This window comes from Pseudomonas sp. DG56-2 (genome assembly GCF_004803755.1).
GTDB classification, from domain to species: domain Bacteria; phylum Pseudomonadota; class Gammaproteobacteria; order Pseudomonadales; family Pseudomonadaceae; genus Aquipseudomonas; species Aquipseudomonas auratipiscis.
In genome coordinates this window covers 1,337,210-1,358,397 of record NZ_CP032311.1, presented here as the reverse complement: position 1 = coordinate 1,358,397, position 21,188 = coordinate 1,337,210, and the positions used below count along the sequence as shown (strand labels likewise).

The following is a 21,188-nucleotide window of genomic DNA, read 5'->3' as shown; positions in this document are numbered from 1 at the left end:
CTCCTTCTTCTGAGGAGCGGCCCAGACCGGGCCGTGGATCTTGATGACAAGACTTCGACAATTCTGGGCCATCACCGGCCCTTTCTGGCGCTCGCGTTCAGCATTGCCCGCCTGGTTTTTACTGGCCACAGTGATCGCGCTGACGCTGCTTGGCGTGTGGTTCAGCGTGCGCATGAACCAGTGGAATGGCGACTTCTACAACGCCTTGCAAGCACTCAACGGCGAGGCGCTTTATCCCTTGCTGTACAGCTTTGTGGGGCTGGTTGCAGCAATGATTCTGGTCGTGGTGTATGCCGACTACCTGCGCAAGCACCTGCATATTCGCTGGCGAACCTGGCTGACAGAACATTTGTGCAACCGCTGGCTTTCTGCAGACGGCCAACACTATCGCCTGCAGCTACAAGACCGCGAGCCGGACAACCCCGACCAGCGCATCGCCGATGATGTGCGGCTGATGGTCGAGCATTCGCTCAAGTTGCTGCTGTCGTTCATCCGTTCGCTGGTTACGCTGGTTTCGTTCGTCAGCATTCTCTGGACCTTGTCGGGTGCTTTCACATTCAGCCTTGCAGGAGAGACGTACCGCCTGCCGGGCTACATGGTCTGGACCTGCTTGGCCTATACCCTGGCCGGGATTGCCGTGACCCATTGGATCGGCGGCGCGCTGCAAGGTCTGAACGTCGGCCAGCAACACCGTGAGGCGGACTATCGCAGCGCCCTGATCTTTCGCCGTCGCCACGCCGATGCGATCGCAGGGCATCACGGCCAGGAACAGGATCGCGAAGCCTTGCGTTCGCGCTTCGCTGAAGTGATCAGTAACTGGTACCGCCTGATGCGCGCAGAACGAAACCTGGCGTTTTTTACCGTCGGCTATCAACAAGCCACCCTGCTGGCGCCGTTCTTCTTTGCCTTGCCCAAATTTTTATCAGGCGAACTACAGCTGGGCGGGTTAATGCGTATTCAGTCGGCCTTCGGTCAAGTTGCTGGCGCGTTGAGCTGGTTTATCTACGCCTATCGCGACATTGCCGCGTGGGCGGCGTGTGTCGAGCGCTTGCATGGCTTTGTGGTAATCCTGGATGCACCGTTGCACGCGCCGTTGGCCGCCTGCAAACCTTCAGGCAATGCACTGCTGGAAGCCGAGCTGTCGGTCCAGCACAGCGATGGCTCCCCGTTGCTGCCCGCACTGACCCTGCGTCTGCAGCCCGGCACCCTGACCTTGCTGAGCGGACCATCGGGGATGGGGAAATCAACCTTGCTGCGAACCTTGGCCGGGTTCTGGCCACACGTTCAAGGCCGATGGCTTACGCAGGCTGCGGTGTTCTGGATGCCTCAGGACCCGTACCTGGGAGACGGAACACTGGCCGAGTTGCTGACGTATCCGCGCCTGACGGGGTCGTTCTGCGACAGCCAATTGCACTGGGCGCTGAATGAGGTGGGCATGGGCCACTGGGGTGATCAGTTGGCGCACCGAGCTGACTGGTATCAGCGCTTGTCCGGTGGTGAACGCCAGCGCCTGTTGATCGCCCGCCTGCTACTTAACCGCCCTGCTTTGTTGCTGCTCGACGAAACCCTCTCGGCGCTCGATCCACCTGCCGCCAGCGCACTGCTGGAAGTGCTGCGCCGGCACCTGCACAGCAGCGCCATCCTACTGGTCAGCCATCAGCCTCATCTGGCGCTTCAAGCCGACCACGTCATCGACTTGAACACCCCGACTTACCCCTGCGAGGAACACTTTGCTCATGAACGCTAGACCCCTTCTGACGCTGTGTACGCTGCTGTTGCTGACAGCCTGTGGTGCAGCGGTTGCGCCGCAGCCCGCGACGCCTGTGCCGAACGAGCCACGCGCTGAGCTACCCACGCGGCCTGAACTACGCGACTACCACCTGGCCAACGGCATGCGAGTGATGTTAGTACCGCGCGAGTCCGATGGCATGGAGCTGCGCCTGTTGGTAGGCAGCGGTTCACTGCAGGAAAGCCCGCAACAGCGCGGGTTGGCGCACTTTGTCGAGCACATGGCATTCAAAGGTAGCCAACACTTTCCGGGCAAAGCCGGCCTGGCCGCACTGGAACGCTTGGGCATCAGCCTGGGACCGGACATCAACGCCGCCACCAGCTTCAACAGCACCTTGTACAAAATCTCCCTGGCCGAGGATGCTCCTGAGCACGCAGACTTGGCGCTGCGCCTGATGGCTGATTGGGCGGCGTACCTGAGTTTCGACCCGGCAGCGTTCGAAGCCGAGCGAGAAGTAATCGTCGAAGAGTGGCGGCTGCGCCAAGGCGTGGGGCAACGCATCAATCAGCGTCTCGATGACTTGCTCTACCAGGATAGCGATTACCAGGGCCGCAACCCCATCGGCGATCTGGACGTCATTCGTCATGCGCCCCTTGCGCAGGCACAGGCGTACTACCGCGACTGGTACCAACCCCAGCGCATGACCTTGCTGCTGGTCGGGCGCTTTGACGATGCACAACTACGTGGCCGCATCGAAGCATTGTTCGGCCTCCAACCGCGCGGAACTGCAGCACCGTCCAGCACCGCACAGTTTCGTGGCGCGAAGGCTTTGCGCGTGGCGTCGGTGTTCGATGCCGAACAGGGACAGCGTCTGGTGCAATTGATATTGCAGCGAAACCTGCCGGCCGCGCTGGACAGCCAGAATGGGCAATGGCGTGATCTGATCGACGCCCTGTGGTTGAGCGTACTCGACGAACGCCTGGACCTTCTGGTCGAGCAAGGGTCGTTCAGCCAGGCAGGGGTTGCCGAGCGAGCCATATTGCTGGACGCCCGCCGTGGTCAATACCGGATCGTGCTACACCCGCGTGACAATAACTACGCTCAAGCCAGCGAGCAGCTGTTCACCGAACTGCAACGCATGGCCACTCAACCGGTCACTGCGCAGGAGTTGGACGCCGCCAAGCAGCGCCTGGCGGAAAAACTGGATAACCAGGCTAGCGGCCAACAGCGTTATACCAATCAGGTGCTGGCCGACACCATGGCCCAGGCCGTGGAATTCCAGATGCCGCTGTATGACAAGCGTCAGCAACTGCAAATTACCCAGGCCTGGCTACCGAAGATCACCGCCTTGCACCTACAGGCAGCGGTCAGCGAGCTATTGGCTGAGGCATCCCCGCGTCTGGCGCTGGTAGGCCCCAAGAGCGACGCCAAGCAGCACAACGACCAGCACTGGGCGACATTATGGCAGAAAGCTCTGGCTAGCCAGCCTGGGGCCTTTCCTTACGCTGCGCGGATGCAACAACTGCAACTTGCCACGCCGGCGCCAGGAAGCTTGACCGACCTGTCGCCATTGAAAGCAGTCGATGCACTGCAGTGGCGCCTGAGCAACGGGCTGCGGGTGATCGTCAAGGCTGATCCATCCCTGCAGGACAATGTACGCCTGGAATTGCGCCAGTACGGGGGGACATCTGTTGAGCCCGCCGATCAGGCTGGTCTCTCCAACTGGTCGACCAGCCTGGCGGAGCGCAGTGGTTACGGTGAGTACTCGGCATTGCAACTGGCGCGACTGGGCCAGGCCAGCCAGGTGCAACTGAAGCCGTTCAGCGAAAGCCTGTTTCACGGTATGCGCGGCACGGCACCTGCGGATCAGTTGGAAACCCTGTTCAAACTCCTGCGCCTGAAACTCTCGGCGCCACGTTTCGACAGTGAACGTCTGGAAGAAATGCGCCAACGTTACATCACCAGCCTCGACAGCTTGCCGGCGGAACGACGCTTTATGGATGCCATCAATCGCACCGCGTACAGCAACGGCGAGCGCTTGGTCAACGATGCCCAGGGACCGTGGCGCACCTTCCAGGCCGAGCAGCTGCGCGAGGCATACAGCGAGCTGTTCGCCGTGCGTCAAGGAATGACCTTGGTGATCAGCGGTCCGGTGGACAGGGAGCGCGTCCAGCAGCTTTCTCGAACCTGGCTGGCCAGCTTGCCTGCAGTCGCCGGCCCGGCTGTACTTTGGCGCGACAGGGGGGTGCAGCCATTGCAGCAGAGCATGCACCACACATACCCGTGGTCCAGCAGCCCGAAAACGATGGTCAATCTGCTCTATAGCAATTCTGCGCAGTGGAGCGACCTGGATGTCCAGGCATTGGCTGTGGTCGACAAAGTGGCCAACCAGCGATTGCGTCAGGCCATTCGTGAAGAAGCATCCGGGGTTTATGCCATCGGTTTCAGCCAACTGCTTACGCGCTTGCCATCGTCCTACTACCTGGCCCGGCTGAACTTCACTGCCGCCCCCGAACGCGCCGAATCGTTGACCGCACAAGCACAGAAGGTAGTGAGCCAACTGGCCGAGCACGGCATCAGTCAGAACGAACTGGACCAGGCCCGGCAGGCCCAGCTCAACGAGATGACGCAGCAACGTCGTAGCGCCGCCTACTGGACCGAAGCCCTGGTCCAGGTGGCCATGGTAGATGACGACTTCAACAGCCTGGCCGATGCGCCGCAACGTCTGCGCGAGCTGGAGCTTTCCCACGTCAATGCACTTTGTCGGGCGCTGCTGGGGCGCAATCCCAAGTTGTTCGTGCTGGCCCCAGCCAGCGCCACCCTTCAGGCTGCGGGAACCACCGTCGCCCAGTAACGGGTGCGGTATTGCACTTTTACCGGCAAAACCTGGCCGAGCGTGGCCAGGATCTGCTCGGGATGGCGCAGATCGAAGGCACCGGAAACACGCAACGCTGCGACTTGCGGGTCGCAGTGCAGCCGCCCGCTACGGTAACGGTCCAGCTCACGAGTAAAGGATGCCAAGGACATGCCGTCACTGATCAACAAGCCACGGGTCCAGGCGTCGGAGGCAACCGGCAAATCTTCGCGGCGCGTCTCCTGCGTTGAAATCACTAATTGCTGGCCGCCGACAAGCTGTTGCTCCTTGTTGCCGACGTTGATGCGTAACTGACCCTGGTAGACACACACACGTGGCGACTCACCCTCCAGCGCACGAACCGAGAAACGTGCCTGCTCAGCCCACACTCGCGCCTCTGGCAATTGCACCTGTGTAGGACCGGCCACCACCTGGCGCGAGTCGACCATGATCTCGCCTTTGAGCAAGGCAATCCGTGTGCCCTTCCCGCCACTGTCTACATCCAGCGCTGTAGCGGTGTTCAGGGTCAATTGCAGATGATTGCCCAACTCCAGATTGCGCAACTCACCGGTAGTGGTGCGATAGCCCGCACTCAGCTCCGGCCATGCCTGGCGCTGTCCACTGTAGGCAAGTGCCCCCGCTCCGCCGAGCAACAGGCAAAGCTTACCGACGAAGGCGCGCCGTGAAGTATGCGCAGGGGTTGCTCGCAAGGAATGCAGCAGTAAACGACCCTGGGTACCTGACAGTCGCTGGCCTAGCGTCTCGACGCGTTGCCAGGCCTGACGATTCTGGCCGCTGGCCGCAAGCCATTCCTGCCAGGAGCGATAGCGAGGGTCGCCCTGTTGAGCTTCACGCAATTCAATGAGCCAGTTCAGCGCCTCGCTCAGGCTTTGCGGATCGTCGCGCAGCGCACTCATGCCTCCAGCTCCAATTCCAGTTCCAGGCAGCGCAGCAGCGCGGTGTGCATGTACTTTTTGATAGAGCTGACCGTAACGCCGAGACGTTCAGCGGCTTCAGCGTATTTGAGACCGTCGACCTGACAGAGCAGGAAGGCCTGGCGCACCTTGGTCGGCAAACTGTTCAACATGCGATCCAGTTCATACAGCGACTGCAGAATCGAGCAGGTCAGCTCAGGCGAAGCCGCCAGTGCCTCGGGCATCTGCTGCATGGTGATCAAGTACGCACGCTCAAGTTCCTTGCGGCGCACCTTGTCGACCATCAGGCCGTGGGCAATGGTCCTGAGAAACGCCCGAGGCTCTCGCACCTCCTCAAGGTTCTTGTGCAACACCTTGACGAAGATGTCATGCGCCAGGTCGGCGGCGTCGCTCGAACACCCCAGACGCTGCTGCAACCATCCCTTGAGCCAGCCGCAGTGATCCTGATAGAGGCTGACGACAACATCCTTGGTATGCATGATCAATTAGACATAAGGAATAATCGCTAATGATAATCATTATTTACAAGGATTGAAACGCCGAACTGCAGCGTAGTGACGACAACGTCGCATCCGCTGCCAACTATGCGAAAATACCGGGGCTTATGTTCATATGTGTGGAGATGTACAGTTTTGGTAATGCACTATTCAACCAGCAACGACTCGGTCGCTTGCGGTCGCAACGGCAATAACCTCAGCAGCACTTCTGAAACCGACAAAGTCGATTGCAAGTCGTGCCAACGTTCTCTGGTCAAAGCGCAAGAGGCGCCGGCCAAGACAGCAACCCCCTCATTGGCCGAGCTGCGCAAACAGCGCCAAGCCAGCCAAGTGCAAAAGGCTGCAGCGAGCGCGTTCTGCTTCAAGGCCAACTGGCGTGTACGCCTGGCCGCACAGCCCGATCGCTGCCGCCTGCCTCGCGGCGTAGCGCCACAGGCTTTTGTGTAAGCATACAGATGTCCAAGACCACCCTACGGGGTGGTTTTTTTTGCCATCGATTTGCTGGAAGGGATGGTATCGCCGGGCACGCTCGCTACCACAGCGGCGAGGTGTGCGATGCCGGAAAAGACAAAACCCCTACCTGCATGTGCAGATAGGGGTTTCGGAATTTAATCTTGACGATGACCTACTCTCACATGGGGAAACCCCACACTACCATCGGCGATGCATCGTTTCACTACTGAGTTCGGGATGGGATCAGGTGGTTCCAATGCTCTATGGTCGTCAAGAAATTCTGTTGCCAGAAGGTCTTGTTCAGACACTCCAGCGAATCGGGTATGTGATGTTTGTGAGTTGCAAACTTTCGGTTTGTTTCGTCTTCACAACACCGCAATCTGGTCGTTCGACGCAAATTGCTTGGGTGTTATATGGTCAAGCCTCACGGGCAATTAGTATTGGTTAGCTCAACGCCTCACAGCGCTTACACACCCAACCTATCAACGTCGTAGTCTTCGACGGCCCTTCAGGGAGCTCAAGGCTCCAGTGAGATCTCATCTTGAGGCAAGTTTCCCGCTTAGATGCTTTCAGCGGTTATCTCTCCCGAACATAGCTACCCGGCAATGCCACTGGCGTGACAACCGGAACACCAGAGGTTCGTCCACTCCGGTCCTCTCGTACTAGGAGCAGCCCCTCTCAAATCTCAAACGTCCACGGCAGATAGGGACCGAACTGTCTCACGACGTTCTAAACCCAGCTCGCGTACCACTTTAAATGGCGAACAGCCATACCCTTGGGACCGGCTTCAGCCCCAGGATGTGATGAGCCGACATCGAGGTGCCAAACACCGCCGTCGATATGAACTCTTGGGCGGTATCAGCCTGTTATCCCCGGAGTACCTTTTATCCGTTGAGCGATGGCCCTTCCATACAGAACCACCGGATCACTAAGACCTACTTTCGTACCTGCTCGACGTGTCTGTCTCGCAGTCAAGCGCGCTTTTGCCTTTATACTCTACGACCGATTTCCGACCGGTCTGAGCGCACCTTCGTACTCCTCCGTTACTCTTTAGGAGGAGACCGCCCCAGTCAAACTACCCACCATACACTGTCCTCGATCCGGATGACGGACCTGAGTTAGAACCTCAAAGTTGCCAGGGTGGTATTTCAAGATTGGCTCCACGCGAACTGGCGTCCACGCTTCAAAGCCTCCCACCTATCCTACACAAGCAAATTCAAAGTCCAGTGCAAAGCTATAGTAAAGGTTCACGGGGTCTTTCCGTCTAGCCGCGGATACACTGCATCTTCACAGCGATTTCAATTTCACTGAGTCTCGGGTGGAGACAGCGCCGCCATCGTTACGCCATTCGTGCAGGTCGGAACTTACCCGACAAGGAATTTCGCTACCTTAGGACCGTTATAGTTACGGCCGCCGTTTACCGGGGCTTCGATCAAGAGCTTCGCGTTAGCTAACCCCATCAATTAACCTTCCGGCACCGGGCAGGCGTCACACCCTATACGTCCACTTTCGTGTTTGCAGAGTGCTGTGTTTTTAATAAACAGTCGCAGCGGCCTGGTATCTTCGACCGGCATGAGCTTACGGAGCAAGTCCTTCACCCTCACCGGCGCACCTTCTCCCGAAGTTACGGTGCCATTTTGCCTAGTTCCTTCACCCGAGTTCTCTCAAGCGCCTTGGTATTCTCTACCCAACCACCTGTGTCGGTTTGGGGTACGGTTCCTAGTTATCTGAAGCTTAGAAGCTTTTCTTGGAAGCATGGCATCAACCACTTCGTCGCCTAAAGGCAACTCGTCATCAGCTCTCGGCCTTAAGATCCCGGATTTACCTAAGATCTCAGCCTACCACCTTAAACTTGGACAACCAACGCCAAGCTGGCCTAGCCTTCTCCGTCCCTCCATCGCAATAACTAGAAGTACAGGAATATTAACCTGTTTTCCATCGACTACGCTTTTCAGCCTCGCCTTAGGGACCGACTAACCCTGCGTCGATTAACGTTGCGCAGGAAACCTTGGTCTTTCGGCGTGGGAGTTTTTCACTCCCATTGTCGTTACTCATGTCAGCATTCGCACTTCTGATACCTCCAGCAAGCTTCTCAACTCACCTTCACAGGCTTACAGAACGCTCCTCTACCGCGTCACCTAAGTGACACCCGTAGCTTCGGTGTATGGTTTGAGCCCCGTTACATCTTCCGCGCAGGCCGACTCGACTAGTGAGCTATTACGCTTTCTTTAAAGGGTGGCTGCTTCTAAGCCAACCTCCTAGCTGTCTAAGCCTTCCCACATCGTTTCCCACTTAACCATAACTTTGGGACCTTAGCTGACGGTCTGGGTTGTTTCCCTTTTCACGACGGACGTTAGCACCCGCCGTGTGTCTCCCATGCTCGGCACTTGTAGGTATTCGGAGTTTGCATCGGTTTGGTAAGTCGGGATGACCCCCTAGCCGAAACAGTGCTCTACCCCCTACAGTGATACATGAGGCGCTACCTAAATAGCTTTCGAGGAGAACCAGCTATCTCCGAGCTTGATTAGCCTTTCACTCCGATCCACAGGTCATCCGCTAACTTTTCAACGGTAGTCGGTTCGGTCCTCCAGTCAGTGTTACCTAACCTTCAACCTGCCCATGGATAGATCGCCCGGTTTCGGGTCTATACCCAGCGACTAAACGCGCTATTAACACTCGCTTTCGCTACGCCTCCCCTATTCGGTTAAGCTCGCCACTGAATATAAGTCGCTGACCCATTATACAAAAGGTACGCAGTCACCTAACAAAGTAGGCTCCCACTGCTTGTACGCATACGGTTTCAGGATCTATTTCACTCCCCTCTCCGGGGTTCTTTTCGCCTTTCCCTCACGGTACTGGTTCACTATCGGTCAGTCAGTAGTATTTAGCCTTGGAGGATGGTCCCCCCATATTCAGACAAAGTTTCTCGTGCTCCGTCCTACTCGATTTCATGACTAAGAGATTTTCGCGTACAGGGCTATCACCCACTATGGCCGCACTTTCCAGAGCGTTCCGCTAATCTCAAAGCCACTTAAGGGCTAGTCCCCGTTCGCTCGCCACTACTAAGGGAATCTCGGTTGATTTCTTTTCCTCAGGGTACTTAGATGTTTCAGTTCCCCTGGTTCGCCTCTTGCACCTATGTATTCAGTACAAGATACCCAGCTTATGCTGGGTGGGTTCCCCCATTCAGAGATCTCCGGATCAAAGTCTGTTTGCCGACTCCCCGAAGCTTATCGCAGGCTACCACGTCTTTCATCGCCTCTGACTGCCAAGGCATCCACCGTATGCGCTTCTTCACTTGACCATATAACCCCAAGCAATCTGGTTATACTGTGAAGACGACATTCGCCGAAAATTCGCAAAACTCTTAAGAGTCACTCACAAATTTTACCTTAGCCTGAACAACACCAGTGAAAGTGCCATCCAGTCTATCTTTCTATCACATACCCAAATTTTTAAAGAACGATTCTGAAAAAGTTCAGAAATCAATATTCGACACGAATATTCATTTCTAAGCTTTACGAAGCAGAATTAATGGTGGAGCCAAGCGGGATCGAACCGCTGACCTCCTGCGTGCAAGGCAGGCGCTCTCCCAGCTGAGCTATGGCCCCATAACAAAATTGGTGGGTCTGGGCAGATTCGAACTGCCGACCTCACCCTTATCAGGGGTGCGCTCTAACCAACTGAGCTACAGACCCAATTTCGAGCGCGTAACTGTTAGCTTTGAGCTACCAGCTTGGAGCTTAAAGCTGCTTCTATCGTCTTCTTCAATGAATCAAGCAATTCGTGTGGGAGCTTATGAAACAGCTGATGTCGTCGATTAAGGAGGTGATCCAGCCGCAGGTTCCCCTACGGCTACCTTGTTACGACTTCACCCCAGTCATGAATCACACCGTGGTAACCGTCCCCCCGAAGGTTAGACTAGCTACTTCTGGTGCAACCCACTCCCATGGTGTGACGGGCGGTGTGTACAAGGCCCGGGAACGTATTCACCGCGACATTCTGATTCGCGATTACTAGCGATTCCGACTTCACGCAGTCGAGTTGCAGACTGCGATCCGGACTACGATCGGTTTTGTGAGATTAGCTCCACCTCGCGGCTTGGCAACCCTCTGTACCGACCATTGTAGCACGTGTGTAGCCCAGGCCGTAAGGGCCATGATGACTTGACGTCATCCCCACCTTCCTCCGGTTTGTCACCGGCAGTCTCCTTAGAGTGCCCACCATTACGTGCTGGTAACTAAGGACAAGGGTTGCGCTCGTTACGGGACTTAACCCAACATCTCACGACACGAGCTGACGACAGCCATGCAGCACCTGTCTCAATGTTCCCGAAGGCACCAATCCATCTCTGGAAAGTTCATTGGATGTCAAGGCCTGGTAAGGTTCTTCGCGTTGCTTCGAATTAAACCACATGCTCCACCGCTTGTGCGGGCCCCCGTCAATTCATTTGAGTTTTAACCTTGCGGCCGTACTCCCCAGGCGGTCAACTTAATGCGTTAGCTGCGCCACTAAAATCTCAAGGATTCCAACGGCTAGTTGACATCGTTTACGGCGTGGACTACCAGGGTATCTAATCCTGTTTGCTCCCCACGCTTTCGCACCTCAGTGTCAGTATGAGCCCAGGTGGTCGCCTTCGCCACTGGTGTTCCTTCCTATATCTACGCATTTCACCGCTACACAGGAAATTCCACCACCCTCTGCCCTACTCTAGCTCGCCAGTTTTGGATGCAGTTCCCAGGTTGAGCCCGGGGATTTCACATCCAACTTAACGAACCACCTACGCGCGCTTTACGCCCAGTAATTCCGATTAACGCTTGCACCCTCTGTATTACCGCGGCTGCTGGCACAGAGTTAGCCGGTGCTTATTCTGTCGGTAACGTCAAAACACTAACGTATTAGGTTAATGCCCTTCCTCCCAACTTAAAGTGCTTTACAATCCGAAGACCTTCTTCACACACGCGGCATGGCTGGATCAGGCTTTCGCCCATTGTCCAATATTCCCCACTGCTGCCTCCCGTAGGAGTCTGGACCGTGTCTCAGTTCCAGTGTGACTGATCATCCTCTCAGACCAGTTACGGATCGTCGCCTTGGTGAGCCATTACCTCACCAACTAGCTAATCCGACCTAGGCTCATCTGATAGCGCAAGGCCCGAAGGTCCCCTGCTTTCTCCCGTAGGACGTATGCGGTATTAGCGTTCCTTTCGAAACGTTGTCCCCCACTACCAGGCAGATTCCTAGGTATTACTCACCCGTCCGCCGCTGAATCAAGGAGCAAGCTCCCGTCATCCGCTCGACTTGCATGTGTTAGGCCTGCCGCCAGCGTTCAATCTGAGCCATGATCAAACTCTTCAGTTCAATACTGCTTGGGTTTTGAGAAAACCCTAAACTTGGCTCAGCAATCTCAAATGACTAATTCGAAGCCTTTCGACTTCTCGTGCAGTCACTTGTGATGCTGATAATCTTTCTGACTATCAGTCTGAGTCACAAGCACCCACACGAATTGCTTGATTCGATTGTTAAAGAGCGTTGGCTGAAGTCTTTCGCTTCAACCGAGGCGCGCATTCTACGCTTTCCTCAAAGTGTGTCAAGCGTTTATTTTGAAGTTTTTCAGAATTTCTCTTTCAACTTCAACCGCTTAACTCGCTGCGATCTCTCGTCAGCGGGAGGCGAATTCTACAGCGTTTCAATTCGCTGTCAACCACCTTTTTCACCGCTGCCGATCTTTCGACCGAAGCCCTTCCAGCCCTACCTGAAACATCTAACTCATTGAATATCAAGGAGTTTTCAGTTCCGACTACGCCAGAAGTGGGGCGAATTATAGAGAGATCCGCAGGGGCGTCAAGGACTTATTACAACTTTGTTTCCGAAAGCTATATATAGGTACATCAATACAGGAAACCCGAATGTTCGAACCCTACTTGCAGCGCTGGCACCTGATCGTCGATGGTGCCCCGTTACTCACCCACAGCAGCCACCTATTGCCAGTGCGCTATCGCAATCAGCCTGCAATACTCAAAGTTGCCTGTGTGGCCGAAGAAGTACGCGGTGCCTTCCTCATGAAGTGGTGGAACGGCCAAGGATCGGCGAAGGTCTTGGCCCATGCCAACAACGCATTGTTGCTGACCCGAGCACAAGGCCCGAACTCCTTGGTCGCTTACGCAGAAAATGGGCAGGACGAACGAGCCACGAGGCTTCTGTGCCAGACGATCGAGCGCTTGCATGCTCATCAGGGAAAGCCCGACTTCCCCCTTGTTGACCTGCACACCTGGTTTCAAGGATTGAGGGACGCGGCGCAGCTCCATGGCCACTTATATGTACGCAGTGCGCAGATCGCCGACGGCCTGCTGGCAAGCCCGCAAGAGGAGCGTGTCCTGCACGGTGATATCCATCACGGCAATGTCCTCGACTTCGGCCCTGACGGCTGGTTGGCCATCGATCCCAAATGCCTTTACGGCGAACGGACCTTCGACTACGCCAACCTGTTCTGTAATCCCTCCCCCGGTGTAGCGAGCCAAGTGCAGCATTTCAACAGTCGACTGCAGATTGTCTGCAAGTTCGCCAAGCTGCCACGCCAACGCCTGCTGCAGTGGGTAGTGGCCTGGTGCGGTTTGTCAGCTGCCTGGTTCCAGGAGGACAACATGCAGACGCAAGTCGAGCAACGCCTGGAGTTGGCGCAACTTGCACTCAATCTATTGGAGGCAGGCAACTAAACAGCATCGGCGACGCTCTGTAGAAGATGCCCCCATGCGAGACACTGCCATGAGCGAATCCGAGAGCAGCAAGACACCAGGCCTGTCGGCGGATGAAGAACAGGAAGTCAGTCAGCACCAGCCACCTCGTGCAGCTGTTTTGCACGAGATCATCCGCTACCAGGGTGATCAGGAGCTTGAGCGCACCCTTGCAGCCTTATGGTGGTCGGCACTGGCTGCAGGACTAAGCATGGGGCTATCGATGATGGCCATGGGGCTTTTCTACGCGCGACTTCCGGAGGGCGATAGCAGCCAGGTCATTGCCAGCCTGGGTTATAGCGCAGGTTTTCTCGCGGTGATTCTGGCCCGCCAACAACTGTTCACCGAAAACACCATCACCGCCGTGCTTCCCGTGATGACCGAACCGACTCTGCGCAAACTCGGTCAACTCTTGCGCCTATGGTCGGTGGTGCTGCTCGGCAATCTCGCCGGCACCATTCTGGTGGCTTACATCATGCTGCACTTGCCTATCTTCGACAGTAAGACCGATGAAGCCTTTCTTGAGATAGGTCGCAAGGTGATGGAGAACGATCTACGTCAGATGTTCGCCAAAGGCATCATCTCCGGCTGGATGATCGCCACCATGGTCTGGATGATCCCCTCCATGGAGCACGCCAAAATCTGGATCATCCTGGTGATTACCTACCTCATGGCGCTGGGCGACTTCACCCATATCGTCGTCGGTTCAGTGGAGGTGTCCTACCTGGCTTGGGCCGGCGAGGTCAGTTGGCAGGACTTCTGGCTGGATTTCGCCGCGCCGACATTAATAGGCAACATTATTGGCGGCAGCTTCATCTTCGCCCTGATAAGCCATGCTCAGGTGCGCAGCGACAGCGGCAAGCCACCCTCGCAACTACCAGCACTGGACAAGGAAATAGCGCGTAATCACCCATCGAAATAACGCGCGCCCTACAAGTCCTTCATGGCCATGACCCGCTCGCCAGCCTTGAGTGGTTGGCGCAACGGTTTGGGCAACCACCAGGCCGGGCCGCTGTGAGGCTGGTCAAGACTGATCCGCTCCCCCATCTGCGGGGTACTGAGCGGCACTTGCGCCGCATTGGCCAAGGCCAGGATGCGGTCGAACGGTTCATGCCAGCTATGAACCGAAAGATCGAAGGTTCCGTTGTGCACCGGCAACAGCCAGCGCCCGCGCAAATCCTGGTGAGCCTGCAGGCTTTGCTCAGGCTGCATGTGTACGTTGGGCCATTCAAGGTTGTAGGCACCGGTTTCTATCAGCGTCACATCGAACGGACCGTACTGGTCGCCGATTTGTTTGAAGCCTTCAAAGTATCCAGTGTCGCCGCTGAAAAACAGGCGCAGGTTTTCTTCCACAATGACCCAGGAAGCCCATAACGTGCTGTTGCTGTCGAACAGCCCTCGTCCAGAAAAATGCTGGGCTGGGGTCGCGACAAACCGAATGCCCTCAATCTGTGTTTCCTGCCACCAGTCCAGTTGCTTGACCTTGGCTGCGGGTACCCCCCACTCAATCAACAGGTCGCCCACCCCCATCGGTGCAAGAAAATGCTCGGTCTTGTCCGCCAGTTGCCGTATGGCCTGCTCATCAAGATGGTCATAGTGGTCATGCGAAAGAATCACCGCGGTCAGCGGAGGTAGCTCAGCAAGCTTGAGTGGCGGCTGGTGAAAGCGCTGCGGACCCGCCCACTGCACCGGTGAGGCGCGTTCAGCGAACACCGGGTCGGTAATGAAGAAGTGATCACGCAGTTTCAGCAATACAGTGGAATGCCCCAGGCGCCACAGACTTCGGTCCGGGGCCTCGAGCAGTTGCTGACGACTCAACGGCTGAACCGGGATCTCAACGTTTGGCCGGGTTTCGGGCGGTTTGCCAAGAAACAGGAACTTGAAGCCTATGCGCAGTTTTTTCAGCACGCTGTCCTGAGGAAGTTGGCGCAGGTTGTGATACCGCCCATCCTCATGCGGCGCCGGGTCACCGGCCTTTGCGATCAAAGGGATCATGAGCAGAAGCACTCCGAGGATAAGGGCTGGTTTCATATTACCCCAGGGTGGCTGGATCAACTGTGAATTGGCTTGTAAGGCCATTTTTCAGTTGCCGCAGATTGTTCAACAATATTCACCTGTTTTATGCGATAAACGGCGTCCCGGAATAGACCAGCAACCATGATGGACAACAGAAGCGGCAAGGGACTTTCATTTGTAAGAAGGATATACCTGCCGCGTATTATTGGCCTGGGCATCGGCATGCTCAGTGTCATGGCCGGCATTTCGACCCTGGACCTGCCCGTTTGGGCCTGGGGCTTGTTGCTATTCAACGGCCTGGTCTGGCCACACCTCGCTTTTCGGATTGCCCGACGCGCTGCGGTGCCCTATCACGCCGAGTACCGCAATCTACTGCTCGACTCATTGATGGGCGGGTTCTGGACGGCCGCCGTGCAGTTCAATCCGCTTCTCAGTGTGACCATTCTGGCGATGATGACGATGAACAACTTCGCCGCCGGCGGCCAGCGCTTGTTCCTCAAGGGCCTGGCTGCTCAATGCCTCGGCGCGGGGCTGGCCATTGCTCTGTTTGGTCCTGGCTTGCAATTGCAGACGTCTTCCCTACAAATCTACGCGTGCCTGCCCATGCTTACTCTCTATCCGATGGCGGTAGGATGGGTCTGCTACAGCCTGGCCATGAAGCTCTCGGAACATAAACGTCGGCTCAGTGCACTGAGTCGCACCGACAGTCTGACGGGCCTGCTCAATCATGGATCGTGGAAGGATCTGCTGCAGCTCAAGTTTCAGGTATGTCAGCAACAGCACTGCCAAGCGGTGATTGCGCTGATCGATATCGACCACTTCAAGTCCATAAACGACACTTACGGGCACGTTGTCGGCGACTGTGTGTTAAGCCAACTCAGCAACGAACTCAAACGTAACTTACGTGAAGATGACTTGGCGGGCCGTTATGGCGGCGATGAGTTCTGCCTGATACTCCCCAACACCAATATGGAACAAGCCAGCCTGGCCATGGAGCGCCTGCGCGAGCGCGTCGGCAGTTACCGTAATCCGCAGCTACCTGAACTGCGGATCAGTCTGAGCATCGGCCTGGCGACCTGCCACCAGGGGCTGGCAGACGCCGAAGCCTGGCTCAATGAGGCCGACAGAGCCCTGTATACAGCCAAGAGAAGCGGCCGCAACCAGGTTACTATTTCCCAACAGGATGTCACCACACTGAAGCTTGCCTAGGCTGACCGCCCATCCCTTTTGGCTCAGGCTTTCAGGCGTCGCTGCGCAGCAATCTCCGGTAGGTCCTGACGTCGCAGGTAAACCCGCAAGGGCTCGCTGACATTGAGTCTTTCGTCAACATTCTGCGCCAGGAGAATCTCGATGAGTGCACGACTCAACGTCATGACTTCACCCTCGCCTTGCTTCCAGACAAATTCGTTACTGGGGATGATGCTGTCATCAGCTACGTCCATACCGAACGAGTCTTCACTGAAACGCACGATGTGCTTGCCGAGCTTACGGTGAAATCCGACAAAACCCTTGAGCTGGTCGGCGGCGGCACAGATGTCCTGTGATGTGATGTGCATGTCAAACCTCACTGAAGCATCCTCGGGATGCAGGGCGAATGGGATTGGCACGCTGGGCAATGTTGGTCGCTTTCTAACGGAACGACTCGGTGCCCAAGGTTAATGGAAAACCCTGGCAGATGGGTATGGTTTTTCTTTCTGTTCAGTGTTCGCCGTTGGCCGGGTCCAGTCGAGGCTCGAGCAATGCTGACAACCAATCCATGAATGCGCGCAGTCTCGGTGGCACATGCTGCTGCCTGGCATACAGCAACGACACCGGCATTGGCGGCGGAACAAAATCCTCCAGTAACGCCAGCAATTGCCCACTTTGCAGATACTCCCGCAGCCCTGCCCCGGGCGCCTGAATCAGACCAAGACCGGCAAGACAGGCACTTTCATAGGCCTCGGTACTGTTGACGGTAACGGATCCGGCCATGGGTTGTACCTGCAAGGCCCCACCTTGCAGATATTCAAAACCCGGGCCTCGGCTACCCAGGTTCTTCACATAATGAATCAGTTGGTGATGATGCAGGTCTGCCAGGGTTTTCGGCATTCCATAGCGCTGCAGATAGCGCGGACTGGCGCAGTTGATCTGCGCCAGAGAGCCCAAAGGCCGGGCGCTCAAGTCCAAGTCACTCAAGGTGCCAATCCGCACCACGCAATCAAATCCTTCGCGCAACAGGTCGACCTGCCGATCTGTGCAACTGATCTCCAGCTCAATACCAGGATGACAATCAAGAAACTGCCCAAGGTTGGGCAGGATGATTCGCCGTGCCATCAAAGTTGGCAAATCAATCCGCAAACGTCCTGTCAGCGCAGCCTTCTCGCTGTGGAACAGCCCTTCGATCTCATCCATGCGCGATAGCAGGTCTTTGCTACGCTCGTACAGATGCAGGCCATCCTGGGTTGCCTGGACCCGCCGCGTGGTGCGGTTGAGCAGCCGCGTTCCCAGCAAGGTTTCCAAGGCTCGGACCTGTTCGGAAACCGTTGATCGCGGTAACCCCAGGCTCTCTCCAGCCAAGGTGAAACTGGACAGCTCACTAACGCGGACAAACGTGCGCAACAACTCCAGCTTGTTCATGATTTCGGGCTCGATTGTTCGCCAGTGCCGATCAGTATTTCCGATTTCAGCGGATTTATCAGCAGTCAGGCGACCAATAGACTTTCCATGACTTCCCGTCTTTTCGAGGTACAGCGCATGAATCGGAAAATCGCTTTGATCACCGGCGCCAGCCGCGGCCTGGGCAAAAATACTGCCGTGCATCTGGCCGCTCAAGGTATCGACATTATTGGCACCTATAACAGCAAGACAGAGGATGCCCAAGCGCTGGTACGAACCTTGGAACAACAGGGTGTGCGTGCAGCCATGCTGCAACTGGATGTCAGCGACAGTGCACGTTTTCCAGATTTCGCCGTACAAGTGCAGCAGACGCTCACTTCAGTTTTTGGCCGCGAGCAATTGGATTTCTTGGTAAATAATGCCGGCATCGGCATCAATGCGCGATTCGATGAGACCAGCGAGGCGCAGTTCGACCAGCTGTGCAATATTCAGCTCAAAGGCCCATTTTTCCTCACCCAACGTTTGCTGCCGCTGATTGCCGACCAAGGCCGAATCGTCAATATTTCTACCGGTCTGACTCGTTTCGCACTGCCCGGATACGCAGCCTACGCTGCGATGAAAGGCGCCATGGAAGTCTTGACCCGTTACCAGGCCAAAGAACTGGGAGCACGAGGTATACGCGTCAATATCCTTGCCCCTGGTGCTATCGAGACTGACTTTGGTGGCGGTGTGGTACGCGACAATGCCGACGTTAACGACTTCATTGCCAGTAACACGGCGCTGGGTCGGGTTGGCTTGCCTGATGATATCGGTGCGGCGGTGGCCTTGTTGCTCGGCGATGGTGGCGGTTGGATCAGTGGGCAGCGCCTGGAGGTGTCCGGGGGCATGTTCCTTTAATCGATCTGCACGCCACCAAGGGCTTGGTGCAGTTGTTTGAGAACCGGCAACTGCAAGGCCTGTACGGCAAAACACAGTCCGATCCGGCGCGTCAGGGTCGACTCCTGCCAGGGGCGCCAGTGCAGACCGCGATGGCAATCGACCAGCGACTGCGGCAACAGCGCCGCGCCCAATCCCGCAGCGACCATGGGTACCGCCTGCTGCAAGGAGCCCGCATGCCCGACTTGCTCCAGATTGCCATAGAACCCAAGCAGGCGTTGATGGGCAAAGTGCTCCGGGCAGGAGATCCACTGCTCGACCTGAGTGCTGCCCGTTGCCATGGCCAACACGTAGGGCTCTTCCCAAAGGGCCAGAAACAACTCGTCTTCACAGCACAGCGCTTCAACACCAAGACGGGCATCTCCAGCGCAGCCGTCGAGCAAGGTCAGTTGCACTGCCGGTACAGCCTGACAGGCCATCCGGACAAACGCCTCGACATGACTGGAGGCGATGTCCGCCTCCACACCCAGTTGCAACGGCAGTCGCCTCTGCCCTTCGCGAAACCACCGACTCAGGGCCTGGGCTTCGGCCACCAATCGTTGCGCTTGCGGGTACAACTGCCGGGCCTGCTCACTCACCTCGACACCACGTGCCTGACGCAAGAACAGCGCGACCCCCAATTGTTCCTCGAGCTGGCGGATGGTCACCGACAAGGTCGGCTGGGCGACGCACAAACGTTGTGCCGCCGCGGTGATATTGCGCTCCTCAAATACGGCAAGAAACGCTTTTAGATGGCGAATATCCATAGGTAATTCCGATGCCAGCCAGAGAAACAAGCTGTTTTTCAGCATCCATGCAAGCTAATACACTTGAGTCATATAAATTGATTATGCCTAAGAGGTCGTCATGAGCAAACCACTGATCGTTATCACCGGCGCCAGTTCGGGCATTGGCGAAGCTGTTGCGCGCCTGTTCTCTCAAGCGGGCCACCCCCTCTTGTTACTGGCCCGACGACTGGAGCGACTGCAGGCACTGGCATTGCCCAATTGTTTGAGTCGAGCGGTGGATGTCAGTGACCGCGACGCTTTTCTTGCTGCGGTGAAAGAGGCCGAGGCACTGTACGGCCCAGCCGATGCACTGATCAACAATGCCGGCGTGATGTTGCTGGGCCAAATGCACGAACAGGACCCGAGCCAGTGGGACCAGATGCTCGAGGTTAACGTCAAGGGCCTGCTCAATGGTATTCATGCCCTGATAAGTGGCATGATCGAACGCCGCCACGGAACAATCATCAATGTCAGCTCGGTTGCTGGGCGCAAGACTTTTCCCAACCACGTGGCTTACGTGGGCACCAAGTTCGCGGTGCATGGAATTTCCGAAAATTTGCGCGAAGAAGTCGCCGCCCACAACGTGCGAGTGGTAACCATCGCACCGGGTGCGGTAGAAACAGAGTTGCTGGGCCACACCACTGACGCGGGTATAAAGGACGGCTACCAGGCCTGGAAAGCGGAAATGGGCGGCCAGGTGCTGAGTGCCGAAGATGTGGCAGAGGCGATTGCCTATGCCTACCAGCAACCTCAGCATGTGTGTATTCGCGAAATCGTTCTCGCCGCTACTCGCCAGCAGCCTTGATCAACGCTGCAACTGATCTTCGCGAACCTGTACGCTTGCTGTCATACCTGCACTGAGTGTCACACCCTCGGGAATATGGTCCAGCTTGATTCGCACTGGAATGCGCTGGGCCAGGCGCACCCAATTGAATGTCGGTTCTACTTCGGCCAGCAATTGGCTGTCAGGGTTGGCATTGCGGTCGGTGATACCACGGCTGATGCTTTCGACATGGCCCTGCATCGGCTCACCGGCACTCATGAGCCAGACCTTGACGGGGTCTGCGACACGAATACGTGGCAACTTGGTTTCTTCGAAATAAGCCTGAACATAAAAAGTCGAATCATCGATCAAGGCCATCACCGGCTGCCCGGCATTGACATAGTTGCCTTCGGCCAAGCGCAAGTTGGTGATGTGGCCATCGCGCGGTGCCTTGAGCTGACTGCGGGCCAGGTTGATGGCCGCTGCCTTGACATCAGCCTGGGCCTGGCGCAGTTCACCACGGGCCACTGCAGCATTGATCTGGGCATTTTCGCGGAGCTCGGCGCTGATTGCCTGCGGCCCCAGCGCTGCGCGGCGGGAAGCTTCATGTTCACGCAGGCGCAACTGCTGCTGGCGGGTTTCGGCCACTGCGTTGGCTTTATCCAGAGCGGCCTCGAAGCGGTCACGGTCGATCGACATGAGTAAATCACCTGCCTTGACCTGCTGGTTGTCATGCACCTTGAGTTCGCGCACCCAACCTGAAACATCCGGGGCAATAATCACTACGTCGGCGCGGATCTTGGCATCGCGGGTCCAGGGGGTAAGCATGTAGTACTGCCAAAGCTTCCAGCCGGCCAAAATAGCCACGGCTACCAGGCACAGGGTTACTGCTATACGTACCAATGCACGCAT

At 56.6% G+C, this 21,188-nt stretch carries 15 protein-coding genes, 2 tRNA genes and 3 rRNA genes; 8 read left to right on the top strand and 12 right to left on the bottom strand.

The features are described 5' to 3' along the window. The first annotated feature begins 43 nt into the window (after positions 1-43). On the top strand, positions 44-1,747 hold the full coding sequence (locus D3Z90_RS06360; protein ID WP_136474938.1) for an ABC transporter ATP-binding protein/permease: 1,704 nt from the start codon (positions 44-46) through the stop codon (positions 1,745-1,747). Beyond that, entirely contained in the window at positions 1,737-4,583 is a 2,847-nt protein-coding gene (locus D3Z90_RS06355; protein WP_136474937.1) for a pitrilysin family protein, read from the top strand. The genes D3Z90_RS06360 and D3Z90_RS06355 overlap by 11 nt, the downstream gene beginning before the upstream one ends. On the opposite strand, the gene D3Z90_RS06350 is transcribed toward D3Z90_RS06355, so the two are convergent. Together D3Z90_RS06350 and D3Z90_RS06345 are read right to left on the bottom strand one after the other, a co-directional pair. Continuing rightward, positions 4,553-5,500 (bottom strand): FecR domain-containing protein, encoded by a 948-nt coding sequence (locus D3Z90_RS06350; RefSeq protein WP_136474936.1) that lies wholly within the window; start codon positions 5,498-5,500, stop codon positions 4,553-4,555. The genes D3Z90_RS06355 and D3Z90_RS06350 overlap by 31 nt on opposite strands. Next, positions 5,497-5,997: a sigma-70 family RNA polymerase sigma factor gene (locus D3Z90_RS06345; protein ID WP_136474935.1), complete on the bottom strand. Its 501-nt coding sequence runs from the start codon at positions 5,995-5,997 to the stop codon at positions 5,497-5,499. The genes D3Z90_RS06350 and D3Z90_RS06345 overlap by 4 nt, the downstream gene beginning before the upstream one ends. Before the next feature lie 159 nt (positions 5,998-6,156). Here D3Z90_RS06345 and D3Z90_RS06340 point away from each other — a divergent pair, with 159 nt between their 5' ends. Then, positions 6,157-6,462 carry a hypothetical protein gene (locus tag D3Z90_RS06340; protein WP_136474934.1) on the top strand — a complete coding sequence of 102 codons (306 nt, stop codon included), beginning with the start codon at positions 6,157-6,159 and terminating at the stop codon, positions 6,460-6,462. Positions 6,463-6,627: 165 nt separating this feature from the next. Here the strand turns inward: D3Z90_RS06340 and rrf are convergent. The 5 genes from rrf to D3Z90_RS06315 form a co-directional block, all read right to left on the bottom strand. Further along, positions 6,628-6,743: ribosomal RNA gene (rrf, locus tag D3Z90_RS06335) — 5S ribosomal RNA — on the bottom strand. A 138-nt stretch (positions 6,744-6,881) separates the two neighbouring features. Further along, positions 6,882-9,772 (bottom strand): 23S ribosomal RNA (locus D3Z90_RS06330). Between the two features lie 231 nt (positions 9,773-10,003). Beyond that, a tRNA-Ala gene (locus tag D3Z90_RS06325) sits at positions 10,004-10,079 on the bottom strand. A 10-nt stretch (positions 10,080-10,089) separates the two neighbouring features. Then, positions 10,090-10,166, bottom strand: a tRNA-Ile gene (locus D3Z90_RS06320). 123 nt (positions 10,167-10,289) lie between these two features. Further along, positions 10,290-11,826, bottom strand: a 16S ribosomal RNA gene (locus D3Z90_RS06315). The 16S, 23S and 5S rRNA genes sit together here with 2 tRNA genes alongside, the layout of an rRNA operon. A gap of 548 nt (positions 11,827-12,374) precedes the next feature. Here D3Z90_RS06315 and D3Z90_RS06310 point away from each other — a divergent pair. Both D3Z90_RS06310 and D3Z90_RS06305 read left to right on the top strand, forming a co-directional pair. Further along, on the top strand, positions 12,375-13,181 hold the full coding sequence (locus D3Z90_RS06310; protein ID WP_136474933.1) for an aminoglycoside phosphotransferase family protein: 807 nt from the start codon (positions 12,375-12,377) through the stop codon (positions 13,179-13,181). 49 nt (positions 13,182-13,230) lie between these two features. Continuing rightward, the gene (locus tag D3Z90_RS06305) at positions 13,231-14,121 is read left to right on the top strand and encodes a formate/nitrite transporter family protein (protein WP_136474932.1); all 891 of its coding nucleotides are present in this window, start codon (positions 13,231-13,233) and stop codon (positions 14,119-14,121) included. Positions 14,122-14,129: 8 nt separating this feature from the next. On the opposite strand, the gene D3Z90_RS06300 is transcribed toward D3Z90_RS06305, so the two are convergent. Then, positions 14,130-15,230, bottom strand: a complete 1,101-nt coding sequence (locus tag D3Z90_RS06300) for an MBL fold metallo-hydrolase (protein WP_136474931.1) — start codon at positions 15,228-15,230, stop codon at positions 14,130-14,132. Between the two features lie 126 nt (positions 15,231-15,356). On the opposite strand from D3Z90_RS06300, the gene D3Z90_RS06295 reads away from it, so the two are divergent. Further along, positions 15,357-16,424 (top strand): diguanylate cyclase, encoded by a 1,068-nt coding sequence (locus tag D3Z90_RS06295; RefSeq protein WP_136474930.1) that lies wholly within the window; start codon positions 15,357-15,359, stop codon positions 16,422-16,424. 23 nt (positions 16,425-16,447) lie between these two features. On the opposite strand, the gene D3Z90_RS06290 is transcribed toward D3Z90_RS06295, so the two are convergent. Next, complete coding sequence (locus D3Z90_RS06290; protein ID WP_136474929.1) at positions 16,448-16,771, bottom strand: DUF2025 family protein; 324 nt, start codon at positions 16,769-16,771, stop codon at positions 16,448-16,450. A 142-nt stretch (positions 16,772-16,913) separates the two neighbouring features. Then, entirely contained in the window at positions 16,914-17,831 is a 918-nt protein-coding gene (locus D3Z90_RS06285; RefSeq protein WP_136474928.1) for a LysR family transcriptional regulator, read from the bottom strand. Between the two features lie 117 nt (positions 17,832-17,948). Between D3Z90_RS06285 and D3Z90_RS06280 the strand changes: the two genes are divergently transcribed. Next, a complete protein-coding gene (locus tag D3Z90_RS06280; RefSeq protein ID WP_136474927.1) occupies positions 17,949-18,707 on the top strand; it encodes an SDR family NAD(P)-dependent oxidoreductase in 759 nt (252 codons plus the stop codon). Here D3Z90_RS06280 and D3Z90_RS06275 read toward each other — a convergent pair. After that, positions 18,704-19,492, bottom strand: a complete 789-nt coding sequence (locus D3Z90_RS06275) for a LysR family transcriptional regulator (RefSeq protein WP_136474926.1) — start codon at positions 19,490-19,492, stop codon at positions 18,704-18,706. The two genes, D3Z90_RS06280 and D3Z90_RS06275, sit on opposite strands and share 4 nt — an antisense overlap. A gap of 100 nt (positions 19,493-19,592) precedes the next feature. On the opposite strand from D3Z90_RS06275, the gene D3Z90_RS06270 reads away from it, so the two are divergent. Then, on the top strand, positions 19,593-20,318 hold the full coding sequence (locus D3Z90_RS06270; RefSeq protein ID WP_136474925.1) for an SDR family oxidoreductase: 726 nt from the start codon (positions 19,593-19,595) through the stop codon (positions 20,316-20,318). Here the strand turns inward: D3Z90_RS06270 and D3Z90_RS06265 are convergent, their stop codons facing one another. After that, positions 20,319-21,188 (bottom strand): HlyD family secretion protein, encoded by an 870-nt coding sequence (locus D3Z90_RS06265; protein ID WP_136474924.1) that lies wholly within the window; start codon positions 21,186-21,188, stop codon positions 20,319-20,321. It lies immediately after the preceding gene.

Excerpts from the sequence above, each read along its gene's own strand:
- D3Z90_RS06360 (WP_136474938.1), top strand. The coding sequence starts at position 44 with ATGACAAGACTTCGACAATTCTGGGCCATCACCGGCCCTTTCTGGCGC.
- D3Z90_RS06355 (WP_136474937.1), top strand. The coding sequence starts at position 1,737 with ATGAACGCTAGACCCCTTCTGACGCTGTGTACGCTGCTGTTGCTGACA.
- D3Z90_RS06350 (WP_136474936.1), bottom strand. The coding sequence starts at position 5,500 with ATGAGTGCGCTGCGCGACGATCCGCAAAGCCTGAGCGAGGCGCTGAAC.
- D3Z90_RS06345 (WP_136474935.1), bottom strand. The coding sequence starts at position 5,997 with ATGCATACCAAGGATGTTGTCGTCAGCCTCTATCAGGATCACTGCGGC.
- D3Z90_RS06340 (WP_136474934.1), top strand. The coding sequence starts at position 6,157 with ATGCACTATTCAACCAGCAACGACTCGGTCGCTTGCGGTCGCAACGGC.
- D3Z90_RS06310 (WP_136474933.1), top strand. The coding sequence starts at position 12,375 with ATGTTCGAACCCTACTTGCAGCGCTGGCACCTGATCGTCGATGGTGCC.
- D3Z90_RS06305 (WP_136474932.1), top strand. The coding sequence starts at position 13,231 with ATGAGCGAATCCGAGAGCAGCAAGACACCAGGCCTGTCGGCGGATGAA.
- D3Z90_RS06300 (WP_136474931.1), bottom strand. The coding sequence starts at position 15,230 with ATGAAACCAGCCCTTATCCTCGGAGTGCTTCTGCTCATGATCCCTTTG.
- D3Z90_RS06295 (WP_136474930.1), top strand. The coding sequence starts at position 15,357 with ATGATGGACAACAGAAGCGGCAAGGGACTTTCATTTGTAAGAAGGATA.
- D3Z90_RS06290 (WP_136474929.1), bottom strand. The coding sequence starts at position 16,771 with ATGCACATCACATCACAGGACATCTGTGCCGCCGCCGACCAGCTCAAG.
- D3Z90_RS06285 (WP_136474928.1), bottom strand. The coding sequence starts at position 17,831 with ATGAACAAGCTGGAGTTGTTGCGCACGTTTGTCCGCGTTAGTGAGCTG.
- D3Z90_RS06280 (WP_136474927.1), top strand. The coding sequence starts at position 17,949 with ATGAATCGGAAAATCGCTTTGATCACCGGCGCCAGCCGCGGCCTGGGC.
- D3Z90_RS06275 (WP_136474926.1), bottom strand. The coding sequence starts at position 19,492 with ATGGATATTCGCCATCTAAAAGCGTTTCTTGCCGTATTTGAGGAGCGC.
- D3Z90_RS06270 (WP_136474925.1), top strand. The coding sequence starts at position 19,593 with ATGAGCAAACCACTGATCGTTATCACCGGCGCCAGTTCGGGCATTGGC.
- D3Z90_RS06265 (WP_136474924.1), bottom strand. The coding sequence starts at position 21,188 with ATGCGTGCATTGGTACGTATAGCAGTAACCCTGTGCCTGGTAGCCGTG.